This window comes from Pontibacter diazotrophicus (genome assembly GCF_003367245.1).
Classification (GTDB): Bacteria; Bacteroidota; Bacteroidia; order Cytophagales; family Hymenobacteraceae; genus Pontibacter; species Pontibacter diazotrophicus.
Genome location: NZ_QRGR01000041.1, coordinates 1 through 23,483 on the forward strand (window position 1 = coordinate 1; position 23,483 = coordinate 23,483).

Here is a 23,483-nt window from a genome sequence, read left to right on the forward strand (position 1 = left end):
TATCTTTTCTATACATTGCCATTGGGTGTCGGTTAAATCACTTAGGTAAGTCATAAGTCTGCAAACTTTTCTTACCCAACAACCGGCACCTACTTTTCTATTCAACTAAATCAAAACAGCCTCTAAGTATAAACACAAATGATTATAACTTAATTAACCCACTGTTATAGCTCTAACTCTAAATGATGCTTTGTTTTGCAAACTGAAGCAGAGAAGGGAGAGGGACAATTCTTGGACGACATAGAAGGAAATAAGGAAACAGGGAATGTGCATTCGCGTACAAAATAGAAGCCCCCTCGCATGCAGTGAAGCATGCTTCAAATGAATTGTGCAAAGCATGGCTTTGCACAGGCGCTCTAGTTGCCATGAGCACCCCATCCTCTAAAAGCACATCTCTGATGACCAATGAAACAATACAAACAACTCCCGTAACAAAATACCATGCGGCCCTGACACTTGTCGAAACGGTGGAAAGCCACTACACTCACTTTATACCCACGACCCGTCATCTCAGTGGACAAAGGCAGGCGACCCAGCCCCATGCGCAGGCTATCGAGGCAATAATTGATACAGCGTTCTGGACAAGTCTCCGGAGGGAGGAAGGGCTTGCTCCTAGAATATCGCTGGCCTTCCTCTCCCCGGAGCAGGCCATGCAGCCACTACTCTTCGGGCAGCGCCTGGAGCTTACCACAAAGAACCTCACGAAGATAGCACCTGGTGTTGAGCGCCCCGGGATTCACCTTGGTGTCTGGTATGAGGAAGGGGAACTGTACGTGTGGGGAACCACACGTCAGCTTCCCTATTCCTGTTTTGTAGTAGACGTAACCGAGCCTGGCGTGCTGGTCATCAAGCATAAGCGAGGCGAAGGGCCAGTCAAATTCAAGAATATGGCTGTGCTGATTGGGGAGAAGGTAAAGGTAATAGATGAGAGCAGCGCTCACCTGCCCGACTGCCCGACGCTGGTGACCTCTTTACTCGGCCTGGAGCCCTCTTCTTCCTGGAACGACCCTATAAATGCGCTGGTGCAGGTAGCCATCTCCATACGCGCCCACAGGCATGGTGGAGCCCTTCTGATTGTACCCTCCGGCACTGATGCATGGCATGAGTCCATTGTGCACCCGATCCTGCACTTAATAGAACCTCCCTTTTACGGGCTCTCTGAGCTGATGAAACAGGACCTGAGCACGAAGGTAAAGCGCCAGTGGCAGGAGGCGCTCCAAGAGGCTGTTGACACTGTTGCCTGCCTCACGGCTGTAGACGGGGCAACCATCATCGATGATGAGTATGAGCTGATCGCTTTCGGTGCCAAGATAAGCCGGCCAGTGGGAAAGGGCCCGGTGGAGCAGATTGTGGTGACCGAGCCGGTCATGGGCTCCAAAGCTAGCGTTGTTCACCCAACGCAGAACGGGGGGACCCGGCATCTGTCGGCGGCACAGTTTGTGCACGATCAGCAGGATGCCATTGCGCTGGTTGCATCGCAGGATGGGCGCTTTACAGCTTTCGCCTGGTCACCGTGCGAGGAGATGGTTCAGGCACACAGGATTGACACGCTGTTAATGTGAGAGGCTTGTGTTGTGGGGGCATAAAACTGGTGCTGTCAGGTTAAAGTATTACTCATTTTCTCAGGAGGAATACCAATACTATCTATCAGACTGCGGAAACGCGCATCGTTGCGAAGCAAAGCCGGAACAGTGGGGTCCTTTTTCAAAATAACTATGATTGGATCATGGTCTTGGTATGCCTTCTCCAGGAACAGTAAAGCCTTCTCCAAATCGCCTAGCCAGGCGGCAGATAAGCTCAAATGAGTACCGGCTATATATTCTGTCTTTGCTTTCGTTTCCAGTTCATGCATTAGTGCTTCTGCCTCTTCTTTGTTACCGATACTGCAATGCACCCAAATCAGGCAGCTGACCACGTGTTGATGCCGGTTAGAAATCTTAATCAAATAATTAAATGCATTTATTGCCTCTTCATGCCGTTTCAATGCCCAGTAAGCAAGGCCCGCTATACGATGGGACAGGAAGGAGTTGTTGTCGAGTTCGATGCCAGCTTGAGCAACAGTGAGCGCTTCTTCAAACTTTTGCTCAATATAGAGTGTCCACGATAAATCAGCATACACAATGGCACTCAGCGGGGCTAACTTCACGGCTAACCTACCCTGCTTTTCCGCTTGTTGAAACCTCCCCCGGAGGAAGGCCAGATAAGACATGCCATAAAGAGCCCTGGTTTGAGCAAACCTGGGATTTCGTTCTATGGATTTTACAAAATTTATTTCTGCTTCCGCCCAGTTCCATTCAAGCACTACATAATAACTGGCCAGGGTACAGTAAGACTCACAGCGGGAGTCGTCCAGCCTTATAGCTGTGTTCGTAGCTTGTTTCACTTTCTGCATTACCTCTGTTCCCGGGAAAAATCCATAGAAAGCTCCTAATACAAGCGCATCTGCATAACCTGTATACGCCAGCGAATATTCCGGGTCAATGGCAATAGCTTGTTTGAAATACTCCAACCCTATTAAAATGGAGCTACCACGCCGGTTTATATGAAACATGCCTTTCAGGTACAACTCATAGGCCTCTGCATTTAGAGTTGGAGATTTAGTGACAAGTTCAAGGTCGTTCTCAAACAAGGTTACTTTCAATTGAGCCGTTATCGCCAGCGCTATTTCATCCTGTATGGCGAAAATGTCATCCATGTTCCGGTCATACTTGTCTGACCACAGATGGAACCCGTCTGCGGCATTGATTAGCTGGGCAGTGATGCGCAGCCGGTTCCCCTGTTTCCGCACGCTGCCCTCCAGCACGGTGGTTACGCCTAGTCTTTCACCCACTTCCCTTAAATCCACTTTTGCTCCCTTGTACTGGGAAGAAGAGGTACGGCCGGCCACCTGCAGGTCCTTTAAGTGTGCCAGCGAGTTTGTGATTTCCTCGGCTATGCCATCGCTGAAATAATCCTGCTCCGGATCATTGCTCATGTTTACAAAAGGCAACACGGCAATGCTCTTTGGCGGAGCTACTTTTTTTGTTCTGTGCATCAACCACTTCGGATCCTCTTGCCTGCTGTTCGGGTTCACTTCGTACACCCGGACACGCTCTTTTACATTTTTGAGTACCTCATCGCCCACCAGCCTGGTGACTACTTCTTTGTTGTTAGCGACATTCTTATACACCTGCTCCGAAATCAATATACCGCCCTCTGGTGCCAGGGTCTGCAGCCGTGAGGCAATATTGACGCTATCGCCGAAAACATCGTTCTCCTCAAATATCACATCCCCCAGATGAATGCCGATGCGCAGCTTAAGTTCAGGAAATTCAGCGCAGGCCTGTTGAATAGCAATGGCACTCAGCACCGCGTCGGCAGCGTTAGAGAAGCTAACCAGCACCCCGTCTCCCAGTTCTTTTATCAACCTTCCGCCATGCTTCTGAATAAGTGGTTGCTGCAGTTTGCGGTTTCGGTCAAGAATCTTAAATGCTTTCTGCTCGTCGTTGCCCATCAGTGCTGTGTAGCCGACAATGTCGGTGAACATAATAGCGGCCAGCTGACGGGATTTAGACATCTTGAAAATTTAAGAGGTTAACATAAGGTGAAGGTAAACGAAGCCCCAACTATTTATTAAACGTTGTTAACCTTTGCTTGATAGGATATTATTGATTTAGTTTATCATGATTTGCTTCTATGCGTGCCGCAACTGTTGTACTCTATGCAATCCAGGACCTGTTAAGCAGTAGCCTCGTTCCCGTAATGCTGGTCCAGGGTGTGTTATTGTCCTTTGCTCTGCGTCCATTTACGCACCCATCTCTGCAGGTCCTCCACCACTTCGAATTCATCAGTAATTTTTCCCAGATCCAGCAGTGACTATGTGCTGTACTTTTCACAATTTCTTGTGGCTTACTATAATTTATCAAAAATTCTGCAGAACAACCATGTTTTACATATTTACCCCCCTAATTAGTTCATTTTAAAATAGTTAATGTACAATTATAGATGCACCTCTGAATCTTCTCAGGAGGGTCCTCATGTTCATAGTTGTCTTTACCCTTGGCCGATGATTCACCTGATGTCAATAAGCTAATCAACCAATAAAAAGGAGGTGAGTTATACTTCTATGAAGTAACAAAACCATTTGTATGGTCTAACAGACAAATTAAAAGCAAACGCTGGACCGGTATTGATAGCATAAATCTGATACCTGCCAGCAGCATAGGTGTTTCAATCAAACTAAATAATTATGCCAAAATTTATCATTGAAAGGCAAATACCGGGTGCGGGGAAGTTTTCGTCTGAAACCTTAAAGGCAATTTCTCAAAAGTCAAGAGAAGTATTATGCATCCTTGGTTCGGAAATCCAATGGATCCATAGCTATGTGGCAGGAGATAAGATTTACTGTATTTACCTCGCTCCGAGCGAAGAACTGATCCGTGAGCACGCGCGGCTGGGTGGATTCCCCGCTAACAGCATTACTGAAATATCAAATATTATTGATCTGGAGACTGCGAAATAAATTAGCTGTTGCGTCAGACCGATTATTTAATTATACCCGCTTTGTTCGATGCAGTAAATTCGATGCATTAAAGGAAATCTTTTTACCCATCCGTGAAATTAAGCTACATCAATATCTTTAATTATTAAAATTGGGCGTATGGATATCCAGTGGCAAAAAAAGCTAATCCAGGAAAACGCCAGCTTGAAAAAACAACTGCTCGACCAGACTGTTGACCTGGAACGCAAGACCCGGCAACTTGAAATTGAAGCGGCACTTGATAATGTAAGGCTAAGGGCGGGGGCCATGCGATCTAGTTCTGAATTGGGCGATGCATCCGCGGTTTTATTTCAGCAATCTAACCAACTGGGAATTCATACAATCCGGACGGCTGTCGGCATTTTTGACGATCCCAACGAGGCCATGGAATTATGGCTGACAAGTTATGACGATAGCGGGGAAATGACCAAAATCCACTACTATTTTAATTTACATATTCATTCTGTATTTGAAAACATCATTCCAGCCAGGCAGGAGGGTAAGCTATACGCCCTCACTGTACTTTCCGGGAATGATGTCAGGTTGTATTATCAGACCATGGCAACCTACCTCTCAGTACCGAGACAGCAGGTATTTAATGAAACAGAATATTTTTATTCGTTCTTTTTCTCCGGAGGTACAATCAATGCGGTTACTAATCAGCCGATTACGGAAGAGCAACGGAAAATCATGATCCGCTTTGCGCAGGTATTTGGGTTAATCTATACCCGCTTCCTTGATTTGCAGAAGGCGGAAACGAATGCAAGGGATGCACAAATAGAATCCGCATTAGAGCGAGTCAGGGCCAGGGCACAGGCCATGCAACAACCTGAGGAGTTGAAAGACATAACACAGGTTTTTCGTCATGAAATGGGTATGCTGGGTGTGGAAGAATTGGAAACTTGTAGTATTTATATTTATGATGAATCGGACCGGGAATCGAAATGCTGGTTTGCTTTAAAAGATCCTCGGACTGCAGGGAGTAAATTAGTGAGTGGCGAATTTGAGTTTGACTTGAACGTTACTTGGGTAGGCCGTGAGATGCTGCAGTTTTATCATTCAAAGGCCAAAGAAACATCAATCGTCATGACAGATGAAAGCCGCAAAGAGTGGATTCACTACTGCGAGACAAGGGGCCAACCTTCCCGTGGCTATTATAGTGAAGAGATACCCGACAATACCTATCATCTTTACAAATTTTCAAACGGTGCGATTGGCCAGTCCTCCGAAAATGTTATTTCGCAGGGAAGTTGGGATTTGCTTAAACGAGCGGCTTCCGTTTTTTCCCTTGCCTATTCCCGATTCAAGGACCTGACGCAGGCCAGGATAGCTTTGCAAAGCCTGAAAGAGGAAAAGAGCAGGGCAGAGAACGCATTGACAGAATTGAAAGCCACCCAAAGGCAATTGATCCAATCTGAAAAAATGGCTTCGCTCGGTGAGCTTACTGCCGACATTGCACATGAGATCCAGAACCCGCTCAATTTCATCAACAACTTCTCGGAGGTAAACACAGAGCTTCTTACGGAACTGAAGCAAAAAGCACAAGCCGGTAATACAGACAATATCCCAACACTCATTGAAGACATTGAAAAAAATCAGTGCAAAATCACTCACCATGGCAGAAGGGCCAACAGTATTGTGGAAGGGATGCTGCAACACGCAAGAATAAGCACCGGCAAAAGGGAACCTGTAGACCTGAATAAACTAGTGAATGAATACCTATGCTTAAGCTACCAAGGACTACGCGCCAAAGACAAGGGATTCAATGCCATACTGCAAACTCACTTTGATGAAAGCATAGGCGAGATACAGGCTATTCCCCAAGACATTGGTCGTGTTCTGCTCAACCTCTACAACAATGCTTTCTACGCTGTTAATGAGAAGAAGGCTAGACTCAGCGGCACCTTTGAACCAACTGTTTCAGTTCGTACCATGAAGGAAGGCAACAATGTATTGATAACTGTGACGGACAATGGCACTGGAATGTCACAGCAAACGATGAACAAGGCCTTTCAACCTTTTTTTACTACCAAGCCTACAGGTGAAGGAACAGGACTTGGCCTTTCTCTGAGTTATGATACAATTGCTAAGGGTTATGGTGGCAACCTCTCTGTTAAATCCAGGGAAGGTGAAGGTTCGGAGTTTGTTGTGCAATTGCCTGCCATTTAGAACTCATATTTAATTCCGGTAATGTAAAGGATGATAGCGGATACTATACTGACTGCTATAGTGCTTTTGTCTCAATCCCCTTTGCTGCCAATTCAAATCACTTAAAAACATCTGCCTGCATTTTTTAATATCCTCTTGTATGCCGTTACTTTTTCAACAAAAAAATTCTCCAAGTAATCCAGACAGGTTTGAAAACTGACACCCCCGGCAGCCGTGGTTGAAGTAGCTTTATGCTGTTTCAAAAGCATACGACAGGCGTTCATAACTAATTCCTTACAAGGGGTTATTCCAAGTTAGCCTATGGAAGTTGGTGTAATTAGCACCTTGGCTTCCTGGTGCTAATTATTGACTTCCAACGCATGCCTCTCCATCACTCTGCTGGTTTGTACCTGATACGCCTCTTTACCGAACTTCCTCAACATTCGATAATGAGACAGGAGAGCAGACGAGAAAGTCGGACTTTCGATGTAAGGCAGATTGAACTCTTCAGCTGTCTGCCTTACAATTGCAGCAATAGCCGGATAATGGATATGGCAGACTTTTGGGAAAAGGTGGTGTTCGATTTGCCTGTTCAGTCCTCCAAGGAAGAATTCGGTTATAGCGCTTTTAGGGGCAAAATTAGCCGTAGTCCTCATCTGGTGCTCAGCCCATGCCTCCTCCACATTTCCTTCTTCATTGGGCACAGGAAAATCAGTACCCTCTACCACATGGGCCAACTGGAAAACCAATCCCATCACCAGGCCTTCAGCCAAATGCATCACCAGAAAGCCTATACCGGCCTGCCACCAGGCCAGGTCTAGCACCAGCATGGGTATACCTATAAAAATGAAGTAGTGCAGTATTTTGTAAAAGAACAGATTAAAATATTCCCGCTTTGGGTGCTGTGTGCTGTGCTGGCCAATCTTCCCCTGGAAGAATTTTACATAGTCCTTGCGCAGTACCCAAGAAAGAGACGCAAGACCATAGAGGCCAAAGGCGTACAAATGCTGATAACGCTGAATTTTATTTACCTCTTCACTTTCGTCCAGGCGTATCAGACCCGGCGCCACCTCAATATCCTCATCATGCCCAGGTATGTTGGTATAAGTATGATGGACGATGTTGTGTGAGATATTCCACAGGTATGGATTGGCGCCTATCAGGTAGAATAAGTAACTAAGCCCTTTGTTTACTCCGCTCTTCTTTGAGAAAGAGCCATGAATGGCATCGTGGCAAACGTTAAAGCCAATGAATGCTGCAAATGCGCCAAGCACTACGGTTAATCCAAGCATTGCCCAGGTGCCGAACCAGCCAGATAGTATTAGAAGGTAAAGGGAAAAGAAGCCTACTACGAAAAATATAGCTTTGGCCCACATAGACTTGTTTGCATTCTTGGATATCTCTTTTTCTTTAAGATAGGCCTCTACTTTTCCTCGGGTGGTAGCAAAGAATGTTGATTTGTTTGTATTGATGAACTTTACTTTTTGTGACATGAAGATTTGGTGAACTGAGGTTAGTGATTAACGGAATACTTTTAAAACTTCGTAATTCCAGAGCCTCAGTCACTGCAACAACAAATTAGAAAAGGGTACTAAAAAAGATCCTTTCAGAGCGGAATATGGAGAAGAATCCTTCTTTACAAGACAGCCGGCTTTTACAAAGCCAATAAGATATCTCTTCAGGCCCCTTCTATTATGGTGCAATTGCTAAAAACATGCCACGATTATCCGGTGACATTGTATGCTACCATAAGAGTTACCCCAGTTAGTGGTTCATTTAATAGGTAAACTGGGAGTACCAGATATACTAAGTAAACCCTGTAGCCTCATTTACCACGTTTTCTGAGACAGCGGGACAGGCTGAAAATGATAGACTACCTTGATAATAGCAACGGCTAACACCACAGCAGAACTTTTGAAACCGCATATAAGCCGCTATTTCTACCTTATCGATGCAGAAACCTGTGCGAAGTCGATATAAAAAGTGCTAAACCAGTGCAGAATTTCGTGCCAAAGCAGTGTAAATTGGTGCTAAACTTAGAGCTTGTTTAAATTTTGTTTTTGACAGCGAAAATGCGTGATTTTAGGTTCTGACAAAGCTCATTTTGAGCGTAATAGCAGCGCTATTGCGCGAAGAATAGCTGAAGTCAGGTTCTAAAAGCGCACATTTGCAGCTCAAAGGATAAAGTTTAAACATGCTCTTGATACAGCAATGACTTCTTTTCATTTCAGGAATTTCCCCTTTAAAAGATACACGGTCTGTAATAAATTTTGAAATTATACAGACCGTGTACAAACAAAAAGCAGCCCAATAATCCAGAAGCTTACCGTTAAACATTTTTACCACTGATACGAAACTCACACAATTGCATCTATTTTCACTGTTATGATAGGAGCCCGTCTTCAAGCTTTAAAGTTTGTGTATTTAGAGCGACGACATATCGATCACAAACCGGTACTTCACATCGCCTTTCAGCATGCGCTCATAAGCTTCATTGATAGAGTCAATCGGGATAACTTCTACATCCGAAAGAATATCATGTTCTGCGCAGTAATCCAGCATTTCCTGGGTCTCTGCTATACCTCCGATCAATGAGCCTGCAATGCGGCGACGGCCGAAGATCAGCGTGGCAGCATGCAGTTCGGGTGCTTCCGGCGGAACACCCAGCAATATCATGGTACCGTCTCGACGCAACAGGCTGGCGTACATATCCAGGCTTACTTTCGCGGAAACTGTGTTGATGATGAAATCAAATGAGTTTCTCACTTCCTCTAAAGCCTTGGCATCTTTAGTTACCACAAACTTGTGTGCTCCTAAACTCTTGGCGTCCGCCTCTTTGTCCGGTGATGTGCTTAAAACAGTAACCTCAGCGCCCATAGAGGCCGCTAACTTCACAGCCATGTGACCCAGGCCTCCCAGACCTACTACTGCCAGTTTATGACCTGTTCCTACCTTCCACTGGCGGAGCGGGGAATAGGTCGTGATACCGGCGCATAGCAGTGGCGCAACACGCGCCAGGTCCTGGTCTTCCCGTATCTTAAGCACAAACTCTTCCCGCACAATGATGCGGTTTGAGTAGCCGCCATAGGTAGGCGTGTCTAAACCAGGCTCCGGGCTATTATAGGTACCGGTGAAACCTATCTCGCAATATTGCTCCAGTCCTTCAGAGCAGCTTGAACAGGAGCGGCAGGAATCAACCATACAGCCCACGCCAGCCGTTTCGCCCACCTCAAACTTGTTTACAAGATCACCCACTTTTACGACCCGCCCCACTATCTCATGGCCGGGCACTACGGGGTACATGGCCCCACCCCACTCACTTCTGACAGTATGCAGGTCTGAGTGGCAGACACCGCAGAACAGGATCTCTAACATCACATCGTGCGGCCCTACGTCGCGGCGTTCAAAATCATAAGGTGCTAACGGCTGAACAGGATCGAAAGCGGCATATCCTTTTGCTGGAATCATAGTTGTAGTTTGTTAATGTATGCATTGAAAAACGGCAACAGGCCAGAATTGTTTATGCCGGAAGACAAGTCAGCTCAAAAAAGGGCTCCCCCCTCTCCTACTCACTTAAACCTTTTGGCCCTCATCTAACAGACGCAGTTGTGGTTGCCTATCGTGCATCTCTTTTTGCTTTTTACAAGGTGTTATTAAATAGAAAGTGAACCTTAAGGAAAAGCGGCTCCATGAGCGGCCATTTACGCAGAGGCACTGAAATAAAAAAGGGTGCCCACAAGGAGCACCCTATAAAAGCAGGTAAATAATAGAAGAGAAAGAACAGTACATTATCACCAGCGGGTATGAAACTGCGCCCACAGGCACACCTGTTGCCTAATGTTTGGATTCCTTATCGTTCATTAGCCTTAACGCCGCATCTATTATTTGAATTATTTGGTCTTGTGTTTTAGCCTCCCACACACTTGTTTCAAGTTCCTTCAGCCTGTCAGTGTATTCATTGTCCGGGTTGTCAATCACCAGTTTGATCAGACCAGTTGCCAGGGCTCTACGGGCTGAGAAGCGAATCTCGTCGACAAAACCACTAAATTCCTCTTGCCTGGCATAGCCAAACGGGTCTTCCGCTTTGCCGCAATTAAACGCATACCGGAGCAGCCCCTCGAAGCGCGCGCTCGGGTCCCTGTTATCAGAAAGTCTTATCATAAATTCGTGTGTTAGTTTGAATAGATGAACTCCCAATCCAATCACAGGTTCCCCCTTCCCTTTTGTGCTTTGTCATGACGGGCAAAGGCTCGACTGTTTCAGGACTGAGTAATGTGGTTTTGCTTCTCCTCAAGCAAGCTAGCTGTTGCCCCAAAGCTCAGGCGCCTCTGCTCCACGGGCAACGGCTCATTAACTCGAACGAGGCTTGATTACGCATGGGTTAGCCTTGCGCCCTCCCTTATTCCCTTATCTGTGATGGTATAGGTACAGGGGGTAACCCCAGCAAGCATACTTATGTGCCCGCTCTCGACTAATTCGTCTATCAAATACTGCAAATGGTGGTCGCTGGGGGTCATACCCAGGTTTCCCTCTCTTGCGAAATCACCAATAGTAAGTGTTTCGTGTTTGATTAATACATTCAGAACAATAATTCGGTTGAGGCTAATCATAAGAGTCTTTTTAAATTATGAGTGAGTTTTCTTCAGCTTCTGCGCAAATGAAACGTTTCGCTGGTAGGCCAGATCATGGCTGGAAAGCACCGTCACTAAATTAGTCTTGGTTTCATGGTGGCAGGAAAAGGCATGTTCTATTTCCCTACATAGGTATACGGCTGGGCTGGTTTTTCAACTGTAAATTACTGATTATTAACAGGTTTTTATTAAAGGAGAGCTGGACTATGTCTTTTCTCACTTTCGCACCGGATCTAAGAATCAAAATGCGGAGGTGAAGACATACGTTTTGATGAAGCGAAATCGTGGCCAAGAAGATGAAGGCGCGTTATACTCATTAGAGAAGGCACCTCGCACTGGAACTGCAATCTTTTTCTGGGTTTTATCAGGCAGCTGTTTTCGTTGCAGGCATAGGTCCTCACTTAAGACAGCTCCATGGCCATTTTTTTAAAGGAGGCATCGAATACACGTTTGTTCATTGATCAAATTTGATGTTTATACCTGAATCTGCCCATTAAAGCCCCACAGCCAGATGTGCCAACTCTTAACACTCTCTGATTTTTATAGAACATAAACAAGTTTATAGGCTTATAAACTCTGTTCTGCAAAGCAGTCGGTAAAACCTGATGTTTTGCAAGTACTTCCGAACCTATTCCTGATTGTCGGCTGTTCTTCATCCCAGAGAAGACCTGCATAAATCAGGAGACAGTTTTGTGCGGGTCTCTGAACGTTTCATAAATTTAGTCTCTGATGACACACACTTTATTTGCGTACCCGGGTGGAGAAGAGGAGTACCCGAGTGGGGAAGCATTATCCTTCCAGAGGGTATTTGGGTCCTTGCCTGAACTGTACCTGGTCCTGTCTACGGACCTGTACATCCTGGCAGTGAATGATGCTTATTTGAAAGCAACGCTTACGACAAGAGAAAATATTGTAGGAAAACATGTTTTCGAGGCTTTTCCTGATAACCCTGATGTGCCGGATGCCAATGGCGTTGCGAACCTGAACTCCTCCCTGCAGCAGGTGCTCTCCACCGGCCAACCGCATGAGATGCCCGTACAGCAGTATGACGTGCCTCGCCCCCCTGAACTGGGAGGCGGGTTTGAGACGCGCTATTGGCTGCCTTTAAATACGCCGGTGCTCGACGAGGAGGGCCAGGTGCTCTATATCGTCCACCAGGTAACCAATGTTACAGAACAAGTAGCGGAACGTCAGAAAGGGGACCAGAACGAGGTCCTGCTGCAGGGGCTGGCACACACCTCTCCTGTGGCTCTGTGGATGACAGACACCGTTGGCGCTGTCACCTACGTCAACCAAACGTGGATTGACTGGACGGGCAGGGAGATTGAGGAACACCTGGGACAGGGCTGGGCTCTTTCTATTCTGGAGGAGGACCGGGAGCAAGCGATAGGCAAACTCCTTGGTAGTGCGCGCACCCGCGCAAACTACCAGGCAGACTTTCGGATAATTCATGCTGACGGAACCGTCCACTGGTGCTCGGCAGAGGGCGTGCCTCGTTACCTGAGTGACGGCACCTTTGTCGGATACGTAGGGTCCTGCAGTGATATCACCCGGCGCAAGCTCTCTGAAGAGCAGCTGCAGCAAGTATCAGCAGAGTTGACTGCCGCTAACCGCGAACTGCTCTTCGTTAATCAGCAGCTCTCATACACGAACGCAGACCTGGACAACTTTATTTACACGGCCTCCCACGACCTGAAGGCCCCCATTGCGAACATAGAAGGACTCCTGCACCTGATTACCGATGATTTTAGCAATGGAAACTTTGACTTGAGCAACACACAGCACGTGCTGTCTCTTATGCAGCGTGCAGTAGAACGCTTTAAGAAAACAATCGCTCACCTGACTGATGTAACCAGGCTGCAGAAAGAGCATGCTGGCGATATAGCCCAGGTAGATATCTCTAAGATGGTGCATGAGGTGCTTCTGGATATGGAGCAACCGATACGTATCTCAGGAGCCAAAGTAGAAACAGACCTGAACAGGTGTGGGGCCATTGCCTTCTCCTATAAGAACCTGCGGAGCATTGTGTACAATCTAATTTCTAACGCGGTCAAGTATCGCGCTCCGGAACGTCCTCCATTGGTCAGGGTAAGTTGCCACGAAGAGCCAGCACACATGGTGCTCGTAGTGAAGGACAATGGCCTTGGCATGAGTGACAAACAACAGGAACAGCTGTTCTCTATGTTCAGGCGCTTTCACGACCATGTGGAGGGCTCGGGCATCGGCCTTTTCATGGTAAAGCGGATAGTGGAGAACGCCGGGGGTAAAATCGCGGTGACGAGCGCTATAGGTGAAGGAACCACTTTTACCATCTACCTGAAGCGCCAGGAGATTTGAGGCGCATCCTGTAAAGGCCGGGTAAAAGGAACAATATAGAAACACAGCAATTAGAAAAAGCGGACACAGTTTGAAATACACTCCCGAATTTAGTGACATAAAACATTGCAACATAACCTACCTGTTATGAATAGTTGTATTTTTGCCGCACAAGGTGTAGTCATGAGAAAAGAGTATTCAAACATTTTCGGGAAAGTGTTCCTGACTGTTGACATAGACAAAAAGAATCATTGGGTGCACAACGATTGGATCGGTTACCTGACAAGAGATAACGTGCAGTCAGGTGCCCTGGCATATTTGAGTGCTGTTAGGGAATCAGGGTTTAGCTGCGTGTTAAATGACAACAGCAAAGTGCTTGGTAGTTGGGACCACTCACTTGAATGGACTGCAAAGGAATGGGCACCACTGGCAGCCAAGGCCGGTATAAGGTACTTTGCCTTGATCATAACCCCAGATTCTATGGCAGAGTCCTCTGCCTCAAACTTTTCCAGTCTTATTACTGCCTTCGAGATAAAAGTGTTCAGTAATGTAACCGATGCGAAGGATTGGTTACGCTATCAATAAACAGTATTAATGAAACAGGTAAAGAGCATCTTAATTATTGATGATGATGCAGCCAGCATCTACTTGACCAGGCGTGTACTCAGCAGCATTTGCACTGGTTCTAATGTACAGGATGTGCAAAATGGTCTGGAAGGTTTGAAGATCCTGAAAGAAGCGAAGGAAAAGAGACAGCTCCCCCAGCTTATCCTGCTGGATATCAAGATGCAGGGAATGGGAGGCTTCGCTTTTCTGGAGGAATTGGCGAAACTTCAATTTATCAGTCTGATTGACACCAAGATTGTGTTGCTCAGCGCATCCGAAGACCCATCGGACGTAAAGCTGGCTCAAATGCATCTTGCGGCAGAATACGTGCAGAAGCCTCTCACGAAGGGTAAACTGCGCAGCATACTCTATTAGTAAGAGGATTTCTGTGGATGAGCCCCCAAGATTTGCATACTTATGGCTTACATGAATAATTTAACCGGCACAACGGCAATTTACACAGAAGGAGCTTTCTACTTCTCCAACTGTCTGAAGCTAAAGCAGGATTCTTAGTAAGCCTGGAGCAGCGTCAACATCTTTCTATCTAACTTATGCCCTTTGTAGTCTTCATAGGCAACATCTGCCCGGCCGCTATTCAGCACACCGAATTCGCCGCGTAAATTCCATAAGGCCCAACCCCAACCGTTTTCTTTCCAGATTTCCAGGTTATCTTTCATCCAGGCCAGGGATACATCGTGGGGCGTATGTTTGTATGCCCCCCATTCGCCCACATGCACCCCTACATTTTCATTCGATAACTTCTTCCATGGCTCGAACACTTCGCGTTGCAGGCGTGCCTTGTCCCATACATCGGTTTCGGTTTGTTTATAAGGCCAGGTAGGTAAAGGCCAGGTATCGGAGCCAGATGCCCAGGACGCCTTGTAGTGCGTAAGTTGGAAAGGCCCGTAACCGCGGGTGCTTTGGCCCACCTGCAGGTCTTTGATGCCAAAAACAGGTTTGGTGCCGTATTGCATGCCATCGGCAATAATCAGGCGTTCCGGATCTTCGGACCGGATGGCTTCCACCAGCCGCGTTACCACGCGCACATAATCCGGTTCCTCTACTTTGGAGGGCTCGTTGATTAAATCAAAGCTTAGCTCTTCATTAGGTATGCCTTTGTAGCGTTTGGCAAATGTTTGCCAGTGGAAAGCAGCGGCCTCCAGGGCTTTTTCATCTTTCCAGAGGTTTAGCGGCTCTTCCGGCGGATTGACACAGTAGCCTGGAATACGGTGGAAGTTCAGATTTACGTGTACCTTGTGCTTGCGGCCATACGCAACAGCCTGATCAATTTCTTTCAGCACCTTCTCATCCATCTGTAACCAGTTATCAGGCTTCGACCAGCAATGGTATGACATAGGCAAGCGGGCAAAATCAAAACCCCATTCGGCCATCAGCTGAAAATCCGATTCCTGGTAAGGCTGGTTACGGGCATCGTTAAACTTTTCAAGTAGGTTAAAGCCCCGCCAGCGCGGCAAGTGGTTAGGGTTGGGTTTATCACGGGCAGATAATGAAAAAGGCACTCCCACCAACCCAATGGCAGTAGCACTTATTCCTAATTTAATAAAATGGCGGCGGTTTAAGACTTCGAACTTCATAGGTAATCAGGCATTAAACAAACTTTCAAAGCTATATTACTTAAAATAAACCATTTATTATATCCTTTTGCAAAGCTTCTAATCATATTTATGATAGGTTATAATGCCAAGCCTTGTAAAAGCTTGCGAAGCATCATCCTCAACCAGTACCCAATCGTTCCCCGTCCCTGCCTTGCCTGGGGCTGTAAACTGCCTCAGATTTCTATTTCTGTACTTGCCAATAAGACATCCTGCTGTACCACCAGGCGGTGGCATCGCGTAAACTTTTGTTCATATAATAAAATTCATTATTTTTACCAAAATCTGCCTATCGAAAGCTCCCACCCAATTATGGCTGCTCCAGTCAGTGATCAGAATGAATGATAAAAACCATTACTATAGCAGCCCATCTATCTTATGCTGAAGGAAGTTAAAAATGTCTTCGGAAGGACATTTTATAGAATAGAATATAAGAGCAGAGCCAACATGGTGGAAGCCATATGGCACGGCACTGCTTCAAAGCAGGACTTAAAGCAAGCGATTATTGCCGGTTTAGAGGTACATGAGCGTACCAAGTGTGCTTACAGGTTAAATGATAACTCAGATTTCTCGGGTCCATGGGCTGACTCGGTAGCATGGATAGAAGAGGAGTGGTTACCACGCGCCTATGCATCAGGCATCCGGTATTTGGCGCATGTAGCCCGCCCGGGTTCATTTGGTGAATCAGCGGGAGAGGCAATGCTCTGGGGTAAAATTGGGTCCCAAATAAAAGTTCAGCTTTTTGAAAGCAGAGCGGATGCGGTTGACTGGCTGCAGGCAAAACAAAGAGAAACTGCCTCTAAATCATAAGGCACAGGAGAGTAGTTTAAACTGTGTCCGCTTTTCCCTTTTGTTCATATTCATTTCAAGTTCAGCTGCATTCTTTCCCCGAAGCAGGCTTAACTTCTGCTGACATTGGAGCCGAAGTGAAGCCTGGGAAATTAAACAGGTTATCTTCCTGATGCTCCACCGGCGGCTGCTTTCCCTTGCCTTGAGAGATATTTATTCAGCTCCAGCTTTTTGTTCTGCCTGATTCCCTCCACAACGGAAGCGGCATTCACCCTGGCTCCTGCTTCGATGGTGTGGGTACGGTCGGTGGTGTTGAAATAAGTGCTTCGGACCTTCTCCTCCCCTTCTCTTTCATAGCGGTCAGCGATGATTTTGTTTAAGTCAATAAAAAGAGCGCCCTCCTGCTCTGCTGCCTCAGCGGCCCACTTTCCGTAGTCCTGGTTGTTCCGGTTCGGCTTTTCTTCGTTCCAGCTGTTTCTGGGCACAGGTGAGAGCACAATAGGTGTAGCTCCTTTTGCTTTCACTTCCTGTATAAACTGGCGGAGGTACCAGCCATAAGAATGTACCACCTCGTGCTTTTTGGTGATGAGGTTATCTATCTCCTGGATTTCATCACTATTGCTTTTGATGGTTCCACGGGCACGGAGCGTATCATTTACAGGGCTGCTGTCGTTGTGGCCGAACTGCATCATCACGTAGTCACCTGGCTTTATTTTCGGTAAAACCTTGCCCCAGTGCCCCTGTGTGCGAAAAGTGCGGCTACTGGTGCCGCCAAGGGCGTAATTTTGCACCGACACTTGTGTGGTGTCGAAGTACTCATCCAGAAAGCTCCCCCAGCCCCACAGCCCGCCGTCTCCGTTGCCCTTCCCGTTCTTCACGGTAGAGTCACCAATGAGGTACAAGGAAGGCTTTGCCTGGTTTGTTTTTACTGCCGCACAGGAAGCTGATAGCAACAGGGACAGAAAAAGGAAATAAACAAAACTTGTTTTTCGAAACACTACTTCAGACATATAGGGTGGATCATTAATGTAAACTTCATAAGGCTATATTCATGCACAGGCTGATGAATTCCTCAGGACTTCTTCAGGTATTTGTTCAAAGGGTGCTTTTTATTCTTTTTTAATCCTTCTGCTACCGAGGCGGCATTTATCCTGGCTCCCTGTGGGTTGGTGTGCGTGTGGTCTGTCGGGAAAAGCGCTTTCACCTGCTCAGGCCCCATCTGCTCATACTTGTCTGCCGTTATCTGGTTCAGGTCCACAAAAAACACCCCCTCTGCCTGCGCAACTTCTGCAGCCCATTTGCCAAAGGTATCGTTGGCCAGCACCACGTTCCCGTCTTTCCACTGGTTGCGCGGAATCATGGAAGCCACAATGGGCGTAGCTCCTTTGGATTTGGCTTCATTTATAAACTTGCGCAGATACCAGCCATATGTATGCACCACTTCCTTCTCACCGTTCTTCCAGGTTAACTCTTTTGTTTCTTCGCCAGTGCCTCTTAACACGCCCCTATACCCACTTCTGGACGTATCGGGTGAACTTCCCTCGTTATGCCCGAACTGCATTATTACAAAGTCTCCGGGCTGGAGCATGGACATTACGTTGTCCCAACGGCCTTCTTTTACAAAGGTGCGTGTGCTTCTGCCTGCCATCGCCTGGTTATCGACATTGATTTTAATTGTATCGAACAACTCCTGTATATAGGAGCCCCAGCCACCATAGCCTTCATTGGTATTCCTGACAGTGGAATCGCCGATAATATAGAGCGTTGGCTTTGGCTTCTGAGTAAAGCCAGCCGAAAAACACGCTATAAAAAAGATAAAGATGATAGATGTAAGAATCTTATTTTGATGCATGGCTTCTTGTCATTTACATTTATTCTGGATTGGCATCTCTCCTATTGCACTCTATGTCCCTGCTTAAAGAAACTGTTTCTGCTATACATTCAACGGTTCGTATAGTAAGCAGCATTTTGCAGAACCAAGGTACCAAAGGTGGATTAACTTTCTATCCTGCTCATACCTGTTCTACAATCTTATAAGCAGATGACTTCAAACGGCCATGCAGAATCACGCTTCAAAACTTTACTTGGATTACGCATCTCCCATCTGCAGATACTTCTCCAGGGTCACTAAATCTTTGTGAATATGAGGTTCAATTTTTCGCTTCTTCGGCTACTACAGTACGAAAGCCGGTCTGTCTGATCTGGAGCGGCTTTCCAGATCAGGGAAAGTCAGTAATTAGCGCTTTGGCTTAGTGCACGTTCTGAGAACAGTCACCTGCACAAAAGCAGGAACGATCAGTGCCGCAGGTTTTTCTTAAAATAGCGAATTCAACTATTGCAGGGATAAATAATTTTTTTCTTTCCAGATTTCTCACTTCTTTCAAAATAAAAGTACTTTGGTATCGCTCCCTATGAGGTAAGGAGGATAAAAAAAGTATATTAAAAGAATGTAAAGCTTTACCAGAAAGACCTCATACTGTTTAGTACCCGATACCTTCGGCCTTCCAAACATAATTCAACTGTTCATCTTCTATATACTAATACTCTTCTACAGCAACCGAATACAGGTGGAAAGTTAGATAGTTCACTCCTCGGTCTACAGAAAAGCCTCTCAGCAGCAACTGTGGGCTTCTTTAAGCACTTTTAACACTATTTGGGTGCCAAAGCAGTCCCCCCTCTTGCTCCACATCAACAAGTTTTTGATAGTTCAGACATACCTTTACAGGGGCGGGACAAAAAGGAGGAAAAGGAAGAGGTAAGGTTTCCTTTGAGATTATTTCCAAAGGCAAGGCAGAAAGCAGGTCAAACCCTTTGTGCCTCCGTACGCACACCATTACAAACGCAGATCAAACAAACAAGAATCCGATAACTCCCAAAACGACTCTTTATTCATCGCCAGCATACATCATATCAGGATATATTTTTATATTTGATGTTCCTTTTTATCATGTTGACTAAAGAAAACACAGGATGCATTCTTTAACAGGAGACACCATGCACGGGTCGATCTTTGTATTTCTAAAGCGGTTCGTAGAGTACAAGCACAACTATAACACATGGGTCGACATTCTGGAGGAAGTAGGGCTGCGTAACCGTGTGCCTTACCAGATGAACGAAGTATACCCTACCTCTGAGCTATTTACTATCATGTCAGCCGCTGCCCGTGTCCAGGGTGTGTCTGACCCTGTTTTCCAGGAAAAATTCGGGGAGTTCCTGGTGCCGGACCTGCTGCTGGTATTCAAGCGCTTCATTGATCCCTCCTGGAGAACACAGGAGATGCTGCTGCACATCGGTTCCCACATGCACGCTGGCATAAAGCGGGAGAATGAAGCCACCAACCCGCCTCCGCTGCATGTCTCCAAAGTCGGGCAGAACATGCTGGTTATCGACTATCATTCCAGGCGCAGGATGGCTGGCTTTGCTGTCGGCATCATAAAGGGGCTTGCGCAGTATTTCGATGAGGGTGAAAAGATAAATGTACTACCAGCCACAGAGCCGAATGCCGAGCGGGTGCAGATAAGAGTAGCGTTCACCTAACTGGTCTGCAGCAGTCAAGACAAAAGACTCACTATACCCGCCAGGGTGAATCATAGAGGTTCGAACTTGATAATATACTCCATACTGATTTCTTTCAGGAAATGTACCTCCCCTTTCGCCTTTCCTCCGCACTCAGCAGCTGTATCTTCTCCATGTCCAGCGGCATACCTCCTGAAACTGATGTATCAGGCCCAGCAGAACATGAGCAAATTGGGTGATGGGAGCAACAGGAACCAGACAGTTCAGCAGCAGGCAATCTCACCGATTCCTTCATCTCTGTTGTCGGGCTTGCTGTTGCCAGCGGAGACTGGGAATACGCTATCACAACGTCTAATCGCTAAATAATTGAAGTTGCACTTCTGGCTGTGTTCTCTGCCTTGGCTTTCGCGTTGAAAAGGAAGGTTTTGCATAAACGGCACGCTTTTGAGTAGCTATGTCCTCAAGCAGATTTCCTCCCGAACTTTTTTTATAGACGACCAGCATTTACCAGAGCTGCTATTCTTGAGTTAGCTTAAACCAATAGCTTCTATCTATCGATTTGTGATTTGTTTAGACACCGTTGCAGGTCCTCTAGAGAGCGTACTCCGTAGTATCCAGTACTCCGTCATCATCTTTATCCCATATAGTGAAGACACCGTCTGTGTACTCCCGCAGCTCTATCAATCCGTCACCGTCTGTGTCCCAGGCTTCATACCAACCGGTGTCGGGAAAGCCTGTGTTGAACTCTGTCGGTTCTATGTAGCCGTCGCCATCAATGTCCCAGTCTGTCTCATCCAGACCATAGTCAGTTACTGCTGCGTTCCATTCGATATCCTCTATCATTCCGTCATTGTCTGTATCCCATATCTGGAAGAAACTTGCGGCGAACTCGTCTTCATTTAAAAAGCTGTCGTCATTCACATCCCAGTCCTCATAGTAGTTAGTGGGAATAAAAGTAGTATAGAATTCGTCCCTGTCCCAGGTATCGACCGTAGACACATCAACTGTAGCACCCACATCATCCACAGTTACACCCTCGGGCTTATTCAGATCATATGTTACCACCTCATCCTCTACTACTTCTCTTCCTCCATAGCAAGCTACCATTCCAGTCATAAGAAAAAGGGAGATCCCATTTACAATCACTTTCAGGGCGTTCGTTTCTCTTCTTTCCATGATACTGTTCCAAGATTGTCAAATAAATGATTTATGGGAGCCTACCAAAACCTACGGAGTCTGCCAGACACAGTTCAGGAATGAATACTTTGACCTATTGTTAGTGAGTACAGGCTATCCATGGACTTGCAACATTTTACTGGAGATTTTTTACCAGGTAGCAACTGCCTGGATGCACAGCAGGTTTAATATCGGCAAGGAATTAGGCAGCCAAGCGCTGAATGCCTCCATTTCCGGTTGTAAAAGCACACGATGTATTTGAACACAGTTAATTGTGCCTGCTGTCTGGTGGCAGACTTGTGGTGGTACACCATTTCTGTTTTCATCGTCTTAAAAAAAGCTCTCTGCCACGGCGTTATTCCAACAGCTTGTTTGGCGGAGGCAGAGCGAAGGTATGAAAAATAGAAGAGCGCATCCGGGCTGCGGTAAAGGGCAAGGTCCCTTAAGGGGGCAGGACTGTTTCATTCTCCAAGACTATCCCCTTGAGGGGATTATAGGGGTGTAAATTTCGGAGCTTAATTGCCTGATTTACCCTATTGCGTTCTTTCCGCAGGTGTAAACACCCCTCCCGCTCCCCTCAAGGGGAGAATTCGTTAGAATGAAACGGCCCTACCTTAAGGGGGCACACAGCCAGGAGCGCAGGGAATCTGTAAGATATAGCAGAGTTGAAAAAAAACATGCACCGGATACCCCCCTTTTACTTTCAGCTTAAAAGCTCCGTCAGGTAAATGAACCTATTTCTTATACACCCTGTATAACCTTCCCTGGTCGGTAACCGCATACAAGGCGCCATCTTTACCCTGGGTAATATCACGGAACCGCTGCTTCTCACTCTCCAGCAGCCTTTCTTCACCCACCACCTTGTTATCTTCTAACACAAGCCTGACGATTTGCATGCCCCCAAGCCCACCAATAAAAAGGTTGTTTTTCCATTCCGGGATACTATCGCTGCTGTAGAAAGTCATCCCGCTGGGAGAGATACTTGGGTCCCAGTAATAAACTGGTTGTTCGAGCCCTTCCTGCTGCTGGATGCCCTCCCCTACTTTGTCACCGCCGTATTCAATCCCGTACGTGACGGTTGGCCAGCCATAGTCTTTGCCGGCCTCAATCCTATTGAGCTCGTCGCCTCCCCTGGGGCCAAACTCATTCTCCCAGAGGTCCCCCGTTTCCGGGTGAAAAGCAAGCCCCTGCACATTGCGGTGACCATAGGAGTAGATTTCCGGTTTGGCACCTGCCTCCCCTTCAAACGGGTTGCCGCCAACGGGTTCTCCCGCTTTGGTAATCCTGATAACTTTTCCCAGGCTGGAGTTGAGTTGCTGCGCCTGCGGCCGGGTGACTGCGTCCGAGCGCTCCCCGGTACTGATGATGAGATTGTCGTCCTTGTCGAAAAGAATCCTTCCCCCGTAATGCAGTGTGCCTTCATAGGCCGGAGTGGCTCGGTAAATGACAGTTGCCCCTTCTATCTCTTTTTCATCATCCGAAAGCCTTCCTTTGGCTACGGCGGTTAGATTCCCCTCCGGAAGCGGTTCTGAGAAAACCCAGTAAACCATTCTGTTCTGTTCAAAATCCGGATCAAGCCTGACGCCGAGCAGGCCGCCCTGTCCCTCAGCGTTCACATTCGGAATGCCGGTAATGGGGGCACTCACCTCCCCTGATAAGGAAGCGATGCGCATAGTGCCTGCTTTCTCGGTAATTAACAGCCGGCCATCGGGCATGCTGGTCAGGCCCCATGGCTTTTCGAGATCGTCTGTCAGCACCTTACCCTCATAGGCGGTAGTTGACTTTAATCCGGCAACCCTGGTCTGATCCGGAAAGGCGGGTTGATAAGCTGTGTTGGGTTCTTTGGTTTCTACCGGTGGGGCTGCTACGGAAGAGACTGCAGGTTCGCTGCCGGTAGCTTGTGATTGCTCAGAGGGATTATCTCCGCAGGAGGACAGGGCAAGCAGCGTTCCTGTCACCATGGCCAGCGTCGTTTTCGTCATTGGATTTGATTTCATGTTTTAATAAATACTGTCAAAGGTTGTATCCATACGGTAAAACTAACAAAGGGCTGCTTCAATACATATTATTTCATCTATCTGTCTTTCTTAAAACCAAAACCTCCGCCCCTATGGTAGAGGAGCTCGTGCACAGAATTCTCGTGAAAACGCTTGCCAAAGTTTGGCCACC

Annotated in this window: 20 protein-coding genes; 8 read left to right on the forward strand and 12 right to left on the reverse strand. The window is 46.8% G+C overall.

Annotated features, from left to right (window positions below):
- The first annotated feature begins 398 nt into the window (after positions 1-398).
- Positions 399-1,562, forward strand: coding sequence for a putative sensor domain DACNV-containing protein (locus DXT99_RS24370; protein WP_115568212.1), 1,164 nt, complete (start codon positions 399-401; stop codon positions 1,560-1,562).
- 35 nt (positions 1,563-1,597) lie between these two features.
- Here the strand turns inward: DXT99_RS24370 and DXT99_RS24375 are convergent, their stop codons facing one another.
- Positions 1,598-3,556 carry an adenylate/guanylate cyclase domain-containing protein gene (locus tag DXT99_RS24375; protein ID WP_115568213.1) on the reverse strand — a complete coding sequence of 653 codons (1,959 nt, stop codon included), beginning with the start codon at positions 3,554-3,556 and terminating at the stop codon, positions 1,598-1,600.
- 672 nt (positions 3,557-4,228) lie between these two features.
- On the opposite strand from DXT99_RS24375, the gene DXT99_RS24380 reads away from it, so the two are divergent.
- Positions 4,229-4,501: a DUF4242 domain-containing protein gene (locus DXT99_RS24380; RefSeq protein WP_115568214.1), complete on the forward strand. Its 273-nt coding sequence runs from the start codon at positions 4,229-4,231 to the stop codon at positions 4,499-4,501.
- 138 nt (positions 4,502-4,639) lie between these two features.
- Complete coding sequence (locus DXT99_RS27625) at positions 4,640-6,688, forward strand: sensor histidine kinase (RefSeq protein WP_246001017.1); 2,049 nt, start codon at positions 4,640-4,642, stop codon at positions 6,686-6,688.
- 338 nt (positions 6,689-7,026) lie between these two features.
- Here the strand turns inward: DXT99_RS27625 and DXT99_RS24390 are convergent, their stop codons facing one another.
- The 4 genes from DXT99_RS24390 to DXT99_RS27205 all read right to left on the reverse strand — a co-directional run bounded on the left by DXT99_RS24390 (position 7,027) and on the right by DXT99_RS27205 (position 11,277).
- Positions 7,027-8,160, reverse strand: coding sequence for a fatty acid desaturase family protein (locus tag DXT99_RS24390; RefSeq protein WP_115568215.1), 1,134 nt, complete (start codon positions 8,158-8,160; stop codon positions 7,027-7,029).
- A 931-nt stretch (positions 8,161-9,091) separates the two neighbouring features.
- On the reverse strand, positions 9,092-10,135 hold the full coding sequence (locus DXT99_RS24395) for an NAD(P)-dependent alcohol dehydrogenase (protein WP_115568216.1): 1,044 nt from the start codon (positions 10,133-10,135) through the stop codon (positions 9,092-9,094).
- Positions 10,136-10,501: 366 nt separating this feature from the next.
- Positions 10,502-10,828 (reverse strand): hypothetical protein, encoded by a 327-nt coding sequence (locus DXT99_RS24400; RefSeq protein WP_115568217.1) that lies wholly within the window; start codon positions 10,826-10,828, stop codon positions 10,502-10,504.
- A gap of 209 nt (positions 10,829-11,037) precedes the next feature.
- Positions 11,038-11,277 (reverse strand): MarR family transcriptional regulator, encoded by a 240-nt coding sequence (locus DXT99_RS27205; RefSeq protein WP_115568218.1) that lies wholly within the window; start codon positions 11,275-11,277, stop codon positions 11,038-11,040.
- Between the two features lie 750 nt (positions 11,278-12,027).
- Between DXT99_RS27205 and DXT99_RS24415 the strand changes: the two genes are divergently transcribed.
- From DXT99_RS24415 to DXT99_RS24425, 3 genes are all read left to right on the forward strand, one after another.
- Positions 12,028-13,635, forward strand: a complete 1,608-nt coding sequence (locus DXT99_RS24415) for a PAS domain-containing sensor histidine kinase (protein ID WP_115568220.1) — start codon at positions 12,028-12,030, stop codon at positions 13,633-13,635.
- Positions 13,636-13,761: 126 nt separating this feature from the next.
- Positions 13,762-14,199 (forward strand): STAS/SEC14 domain-containing protein, encoded by a 438-nt coding sequence (locus tag DXT99_RS24420; RefSeq protein ID WP_246001018.1) that lies wholly within the window; start codon positions 13,762-13,764, stop codon positions 14,197-14,199.
- Between the two features lie 9 nt (positions 14,200-14,208).
- Positions 14,209-14,595 carry a response regulator gene (locus DXT99_RS24425; protein WP_115568221.1) on the forward strand — a complete coding sequence of 129 codons (387 nt, stop codon included), beginning with the start codon at positions 14,209-14,211 and terminating at the stop codon, positions 14,593-14,595.
- A gap of 134 nt (positions 14,596-14,729) precedes the next feature.
- Here DXT99_RS24425 and DXT99_RS24430 read toward each other — a convergent pair whose 3' ends face one another.
- The gene (locus DXT99_RS24430; protein WP_115568222.1) at positions 14,730-15,815 is read right to left on the reverse strand and encodes a glycoside hydrolase family 5 protein; all 1,086 of its coding nucleotides are present in this window, start codon (positions 15,813-15,815) and stop codon (positions 14,730-14,732) included.
- A gap of 78 nt (positions 15,816-15,893) precedes the next feature.
- Positions 15,894-16,070 (reverse strand): putative collagen-binding domain-containing protein, encoded by a 177-nt coding sequence (locus DXT99_RS28045; protein ID WP_115568223.1) that lies wholly within the window; start codon positions 16,068-16,070, stop codon positions 15,894-15,896.
- 141 nt (positions 16,071-16,211) lie between these two features.
- On the opposite strand from DXT99_RS28045, the gene DXT99_RS24440 reads away from it, so the two are divergent.
- Positions 16,212-16,643 carry a hypothetical protein gene (locus tag DXT99_RS24440; RefSeq protein WP_115568224.1) on the forward strand — a complete coding sequence of 144 codons (432 nt, stop codon included), beginning with the start codon at positions 16,212-16,214 and terminating at the stop codon, positions 16,641-16,643.
- A gap of 140 nt (positions 16,644-16,783) precedes the next feature.
- Here the strand turns inward: DXT99_RS24440 and DXT99_RS24445 are convergent, their stop codons facing one another.
- Together DXT99_RS24445 and DXT99_RS24450 are read right to left on the reverse strand one after the other, a co-directional pair.
- Entirely contained in the window at positions 16,784-17,632 is an 849-nt protein-coding gene (locus tag DXT99_RS24445; protein WP_115568225.1) for a rhamnogalacturonan acetylesterase, read from the reverse strand.
- Positions 17,633-17,694: 62 nt separating this feature from the next.
- Complete coding sequence (locus DXT99_RS24450; protein WP_115568226.1) at positions 17,695-18,474, reverse strand: rhamnogalacturonan acetylesterase; 780 nt, start codon at positions 18,472-18,474, stop codon at positions 17,695-17,697.
- Positions 18,475-19,592: 1,118 nt separating this feature from the next.
- Here DXT99_RS24450 and DXT99_RS24455 point away from each other — a divergent pair.
- Positions 19,593-20,159, forward strand: a complete 567-nt coding sequence (locus DXT99_RS24455) for a heme NO-binding domain-containing protein (RefSeq protein ID WP_115568227.1) — start codon at positions 19,593-19,595, stop codon at positions 20,157-20,159.
- Between the two features lie 570 nt (positions 20,160-20,729).
- Here the strand turns inward: DXT99_RS24455 and DXT99_RS24460 are convergent.
- The 3 genes from DXT99_RS24460 to DXT99_RS24470 form a co-directional block, all read right to left on the reverse strand.
- On the reverse strand, positions 20,730-21,314 hold the full coding sequence (locus DXT99_RS24460) for an EF-hand domain-containing protein (RefSeq protein WP_115568228.1): 585 nt from the start codon (positions 21,312-21,314) through the stop codon (positions 20,730-20,732).
- A gap of 185 nt (positions 21,315-21,499) precedes the next feature.
- Positions 21,500-21,673, reverse strand: coding sequence for an IS3 family transposase (locus tag DXT99_RS28050; RefSeq protein WP_394851347.1), 174 nt, complete (start codon positions 21,671-21,673; stop codon positions 21,500-21,502).
- A 375-nt stretch (positions 21,674-22,048) separates the two neighbouring features.
- Positions 22,049-23,311, reverse strand: a complete 1,263-nt coding sequence (locus DXT99_RS24470) for a PQQ-dependent sugar dehydrogenase (protein WP_246001019.1) — start codon at positions 23,309-23,311, stop codon at positions 22,049-22,051.
- Between the last annotated feature and the right edge of the window lie 172 nt (positions 23,312-23,483).

What these genes read in the sequence shown, in the direction of transcription:
- DXT99_RS24380 (WP_115568214.1), top strand. Translation starts at nt 4,229, where the DNA reads ATGCCAAAATTTATCATTGAAAGGCAAATACCGGGTGCGGGGAAGTTT.
- DXT99_RS28045 (WP_115568223.1), bottom strand. Translation starts at nt 16,070, where the DNA reads ATGCCACCGCCTGGTGGTACAGCAGGATGTCTTATTGGCAAGTACAGA.
- DXT99_RS24455 (WP_115568227.1), top strand. Translation starts at nt 19,593, where the DNA reads ATGCATTCTTTAACAGGAGACACCATGCACGGGTCGATCTTTGTATTT.
- DXT99_RS24445 (WP_115568225.1), bottom strand. Translation starts at nt 17,632, where the DNA reads ATGTCTGAAGTAGTGTTTCGAAAAACAAGTTTTGTTTATTTCCTTTTT.
- DXT99_RS27205 (WP_115568218.1), bottom strand. Translation starts at nt 11,277, where the DNA reads ATGATTAGCCTCAACCGAATTATTGTTCTGAATGTATTAATCAAACAC.
- DXT99_RS24450 (WP_115568226.1), bottom strand. Translation starts at nt 18,474, where the DNA reads ATGCATCAAAATAAGATTCTTACATCTATCATCTTTATCTTTTTTATA.
- DXT99_RS24430 (WP_115568222.1), bottom strand. Translation starts at nt 15,815, where the DNA reads ATGAAGTTCGAAGTCTTAAACCGCCGCCATTTTATTAAATTAGGAATA.
- DXT99_RS24390 (WP_115568215.1), bottom strand. Translation starts at nt 8,160, where the DNA reads ATGTCACAAAAAGTAAAGTTCATCAATACAAACAAATCAACATTCTTT.
- DXT99_RS24470 (WP_246001019.1), bottom strand. Translation starts at nt 23,311, where the DNA reads ATGAAATCAAATCCAATGACGAAAACGACGCTGGCCATGGTGACAGGA.
- DXT99_RS24370 (WP_115568212.1), top strand. Translation starts at nt 399, where the DNA reads ATGACCAATGAAACAATACAAACAACTCCCGTAACAAAATACCATGCG.
- DXT99_RS27625 (WP_246001017.1), top strand. Translation starts at nt 4,640, where the DNA reads ATGGATATCCAGTGGCAAAAAAAGCTAATCCAGGAAAACGCCAGCTTG.
- DXT99_RS24375 (WP_115568213.1), bottom strand. Translation starts at nt 3,556, where the DNA reads ATGTCTAAATCCCGTCAGCTGGCCGCTATTATGTTCACCGACATTGTC.
- DXT99_RS24440 (WP_115568224.1), top strand. Translation starts at nt 16,212, where the DNA reads ATGCTGAAGGAAGTTAAAAATGTCTTCGGAAGGACATTTTATAGAATA.
- DXT99_RS24400 (WP_115568217.1), bottom strand. Translation starts at nt 10,828, where the DNA reads ATGATAAGACTTTCTGATAACAGGGACCCGAGCGCGCGCTTCGAGGGG.
- DXT99_RS24460 (WP_115568228.1), bottom strand. Translation starts at nt 21,314, where the DNA reads ATGGAAAGAAGAGAAACGAACGCCCTGAAAGTGATTGTAAATGGGATC.
- DXT99_RS24420 (WP_246001018.1), top strand. Translation starts at nt 13,762, where the DNA reads ATGAATAGTTGTATTTTTGCCGCACAAGGTGTAGTCATGAGAAAAGAG.
- DXT99_RS24425 (WP_115568221.1), top strand. Translation starts at nt 14,209, where the DNA reads ATGAAACAGGTAAAGAGCATCTTAATTATTGATGATGATGCAGCCAGC.
- DXT99_RS24395 (WP_115568216.1), bottom strand. Translation starts at nt 10,135, where the DNA reads ATGATTCCAGCAAAAGGATATGCCGCTTTCGATCCTGTTCAGCCGTTA.
- DXT99_RS24415 (WP_115568220.1), top strand. Translation starts at nt 12,028, where the DNA reads ATGACACACACTTTATTTGCGTACCCGGGTGGAGAAGAGGAGTACCCG.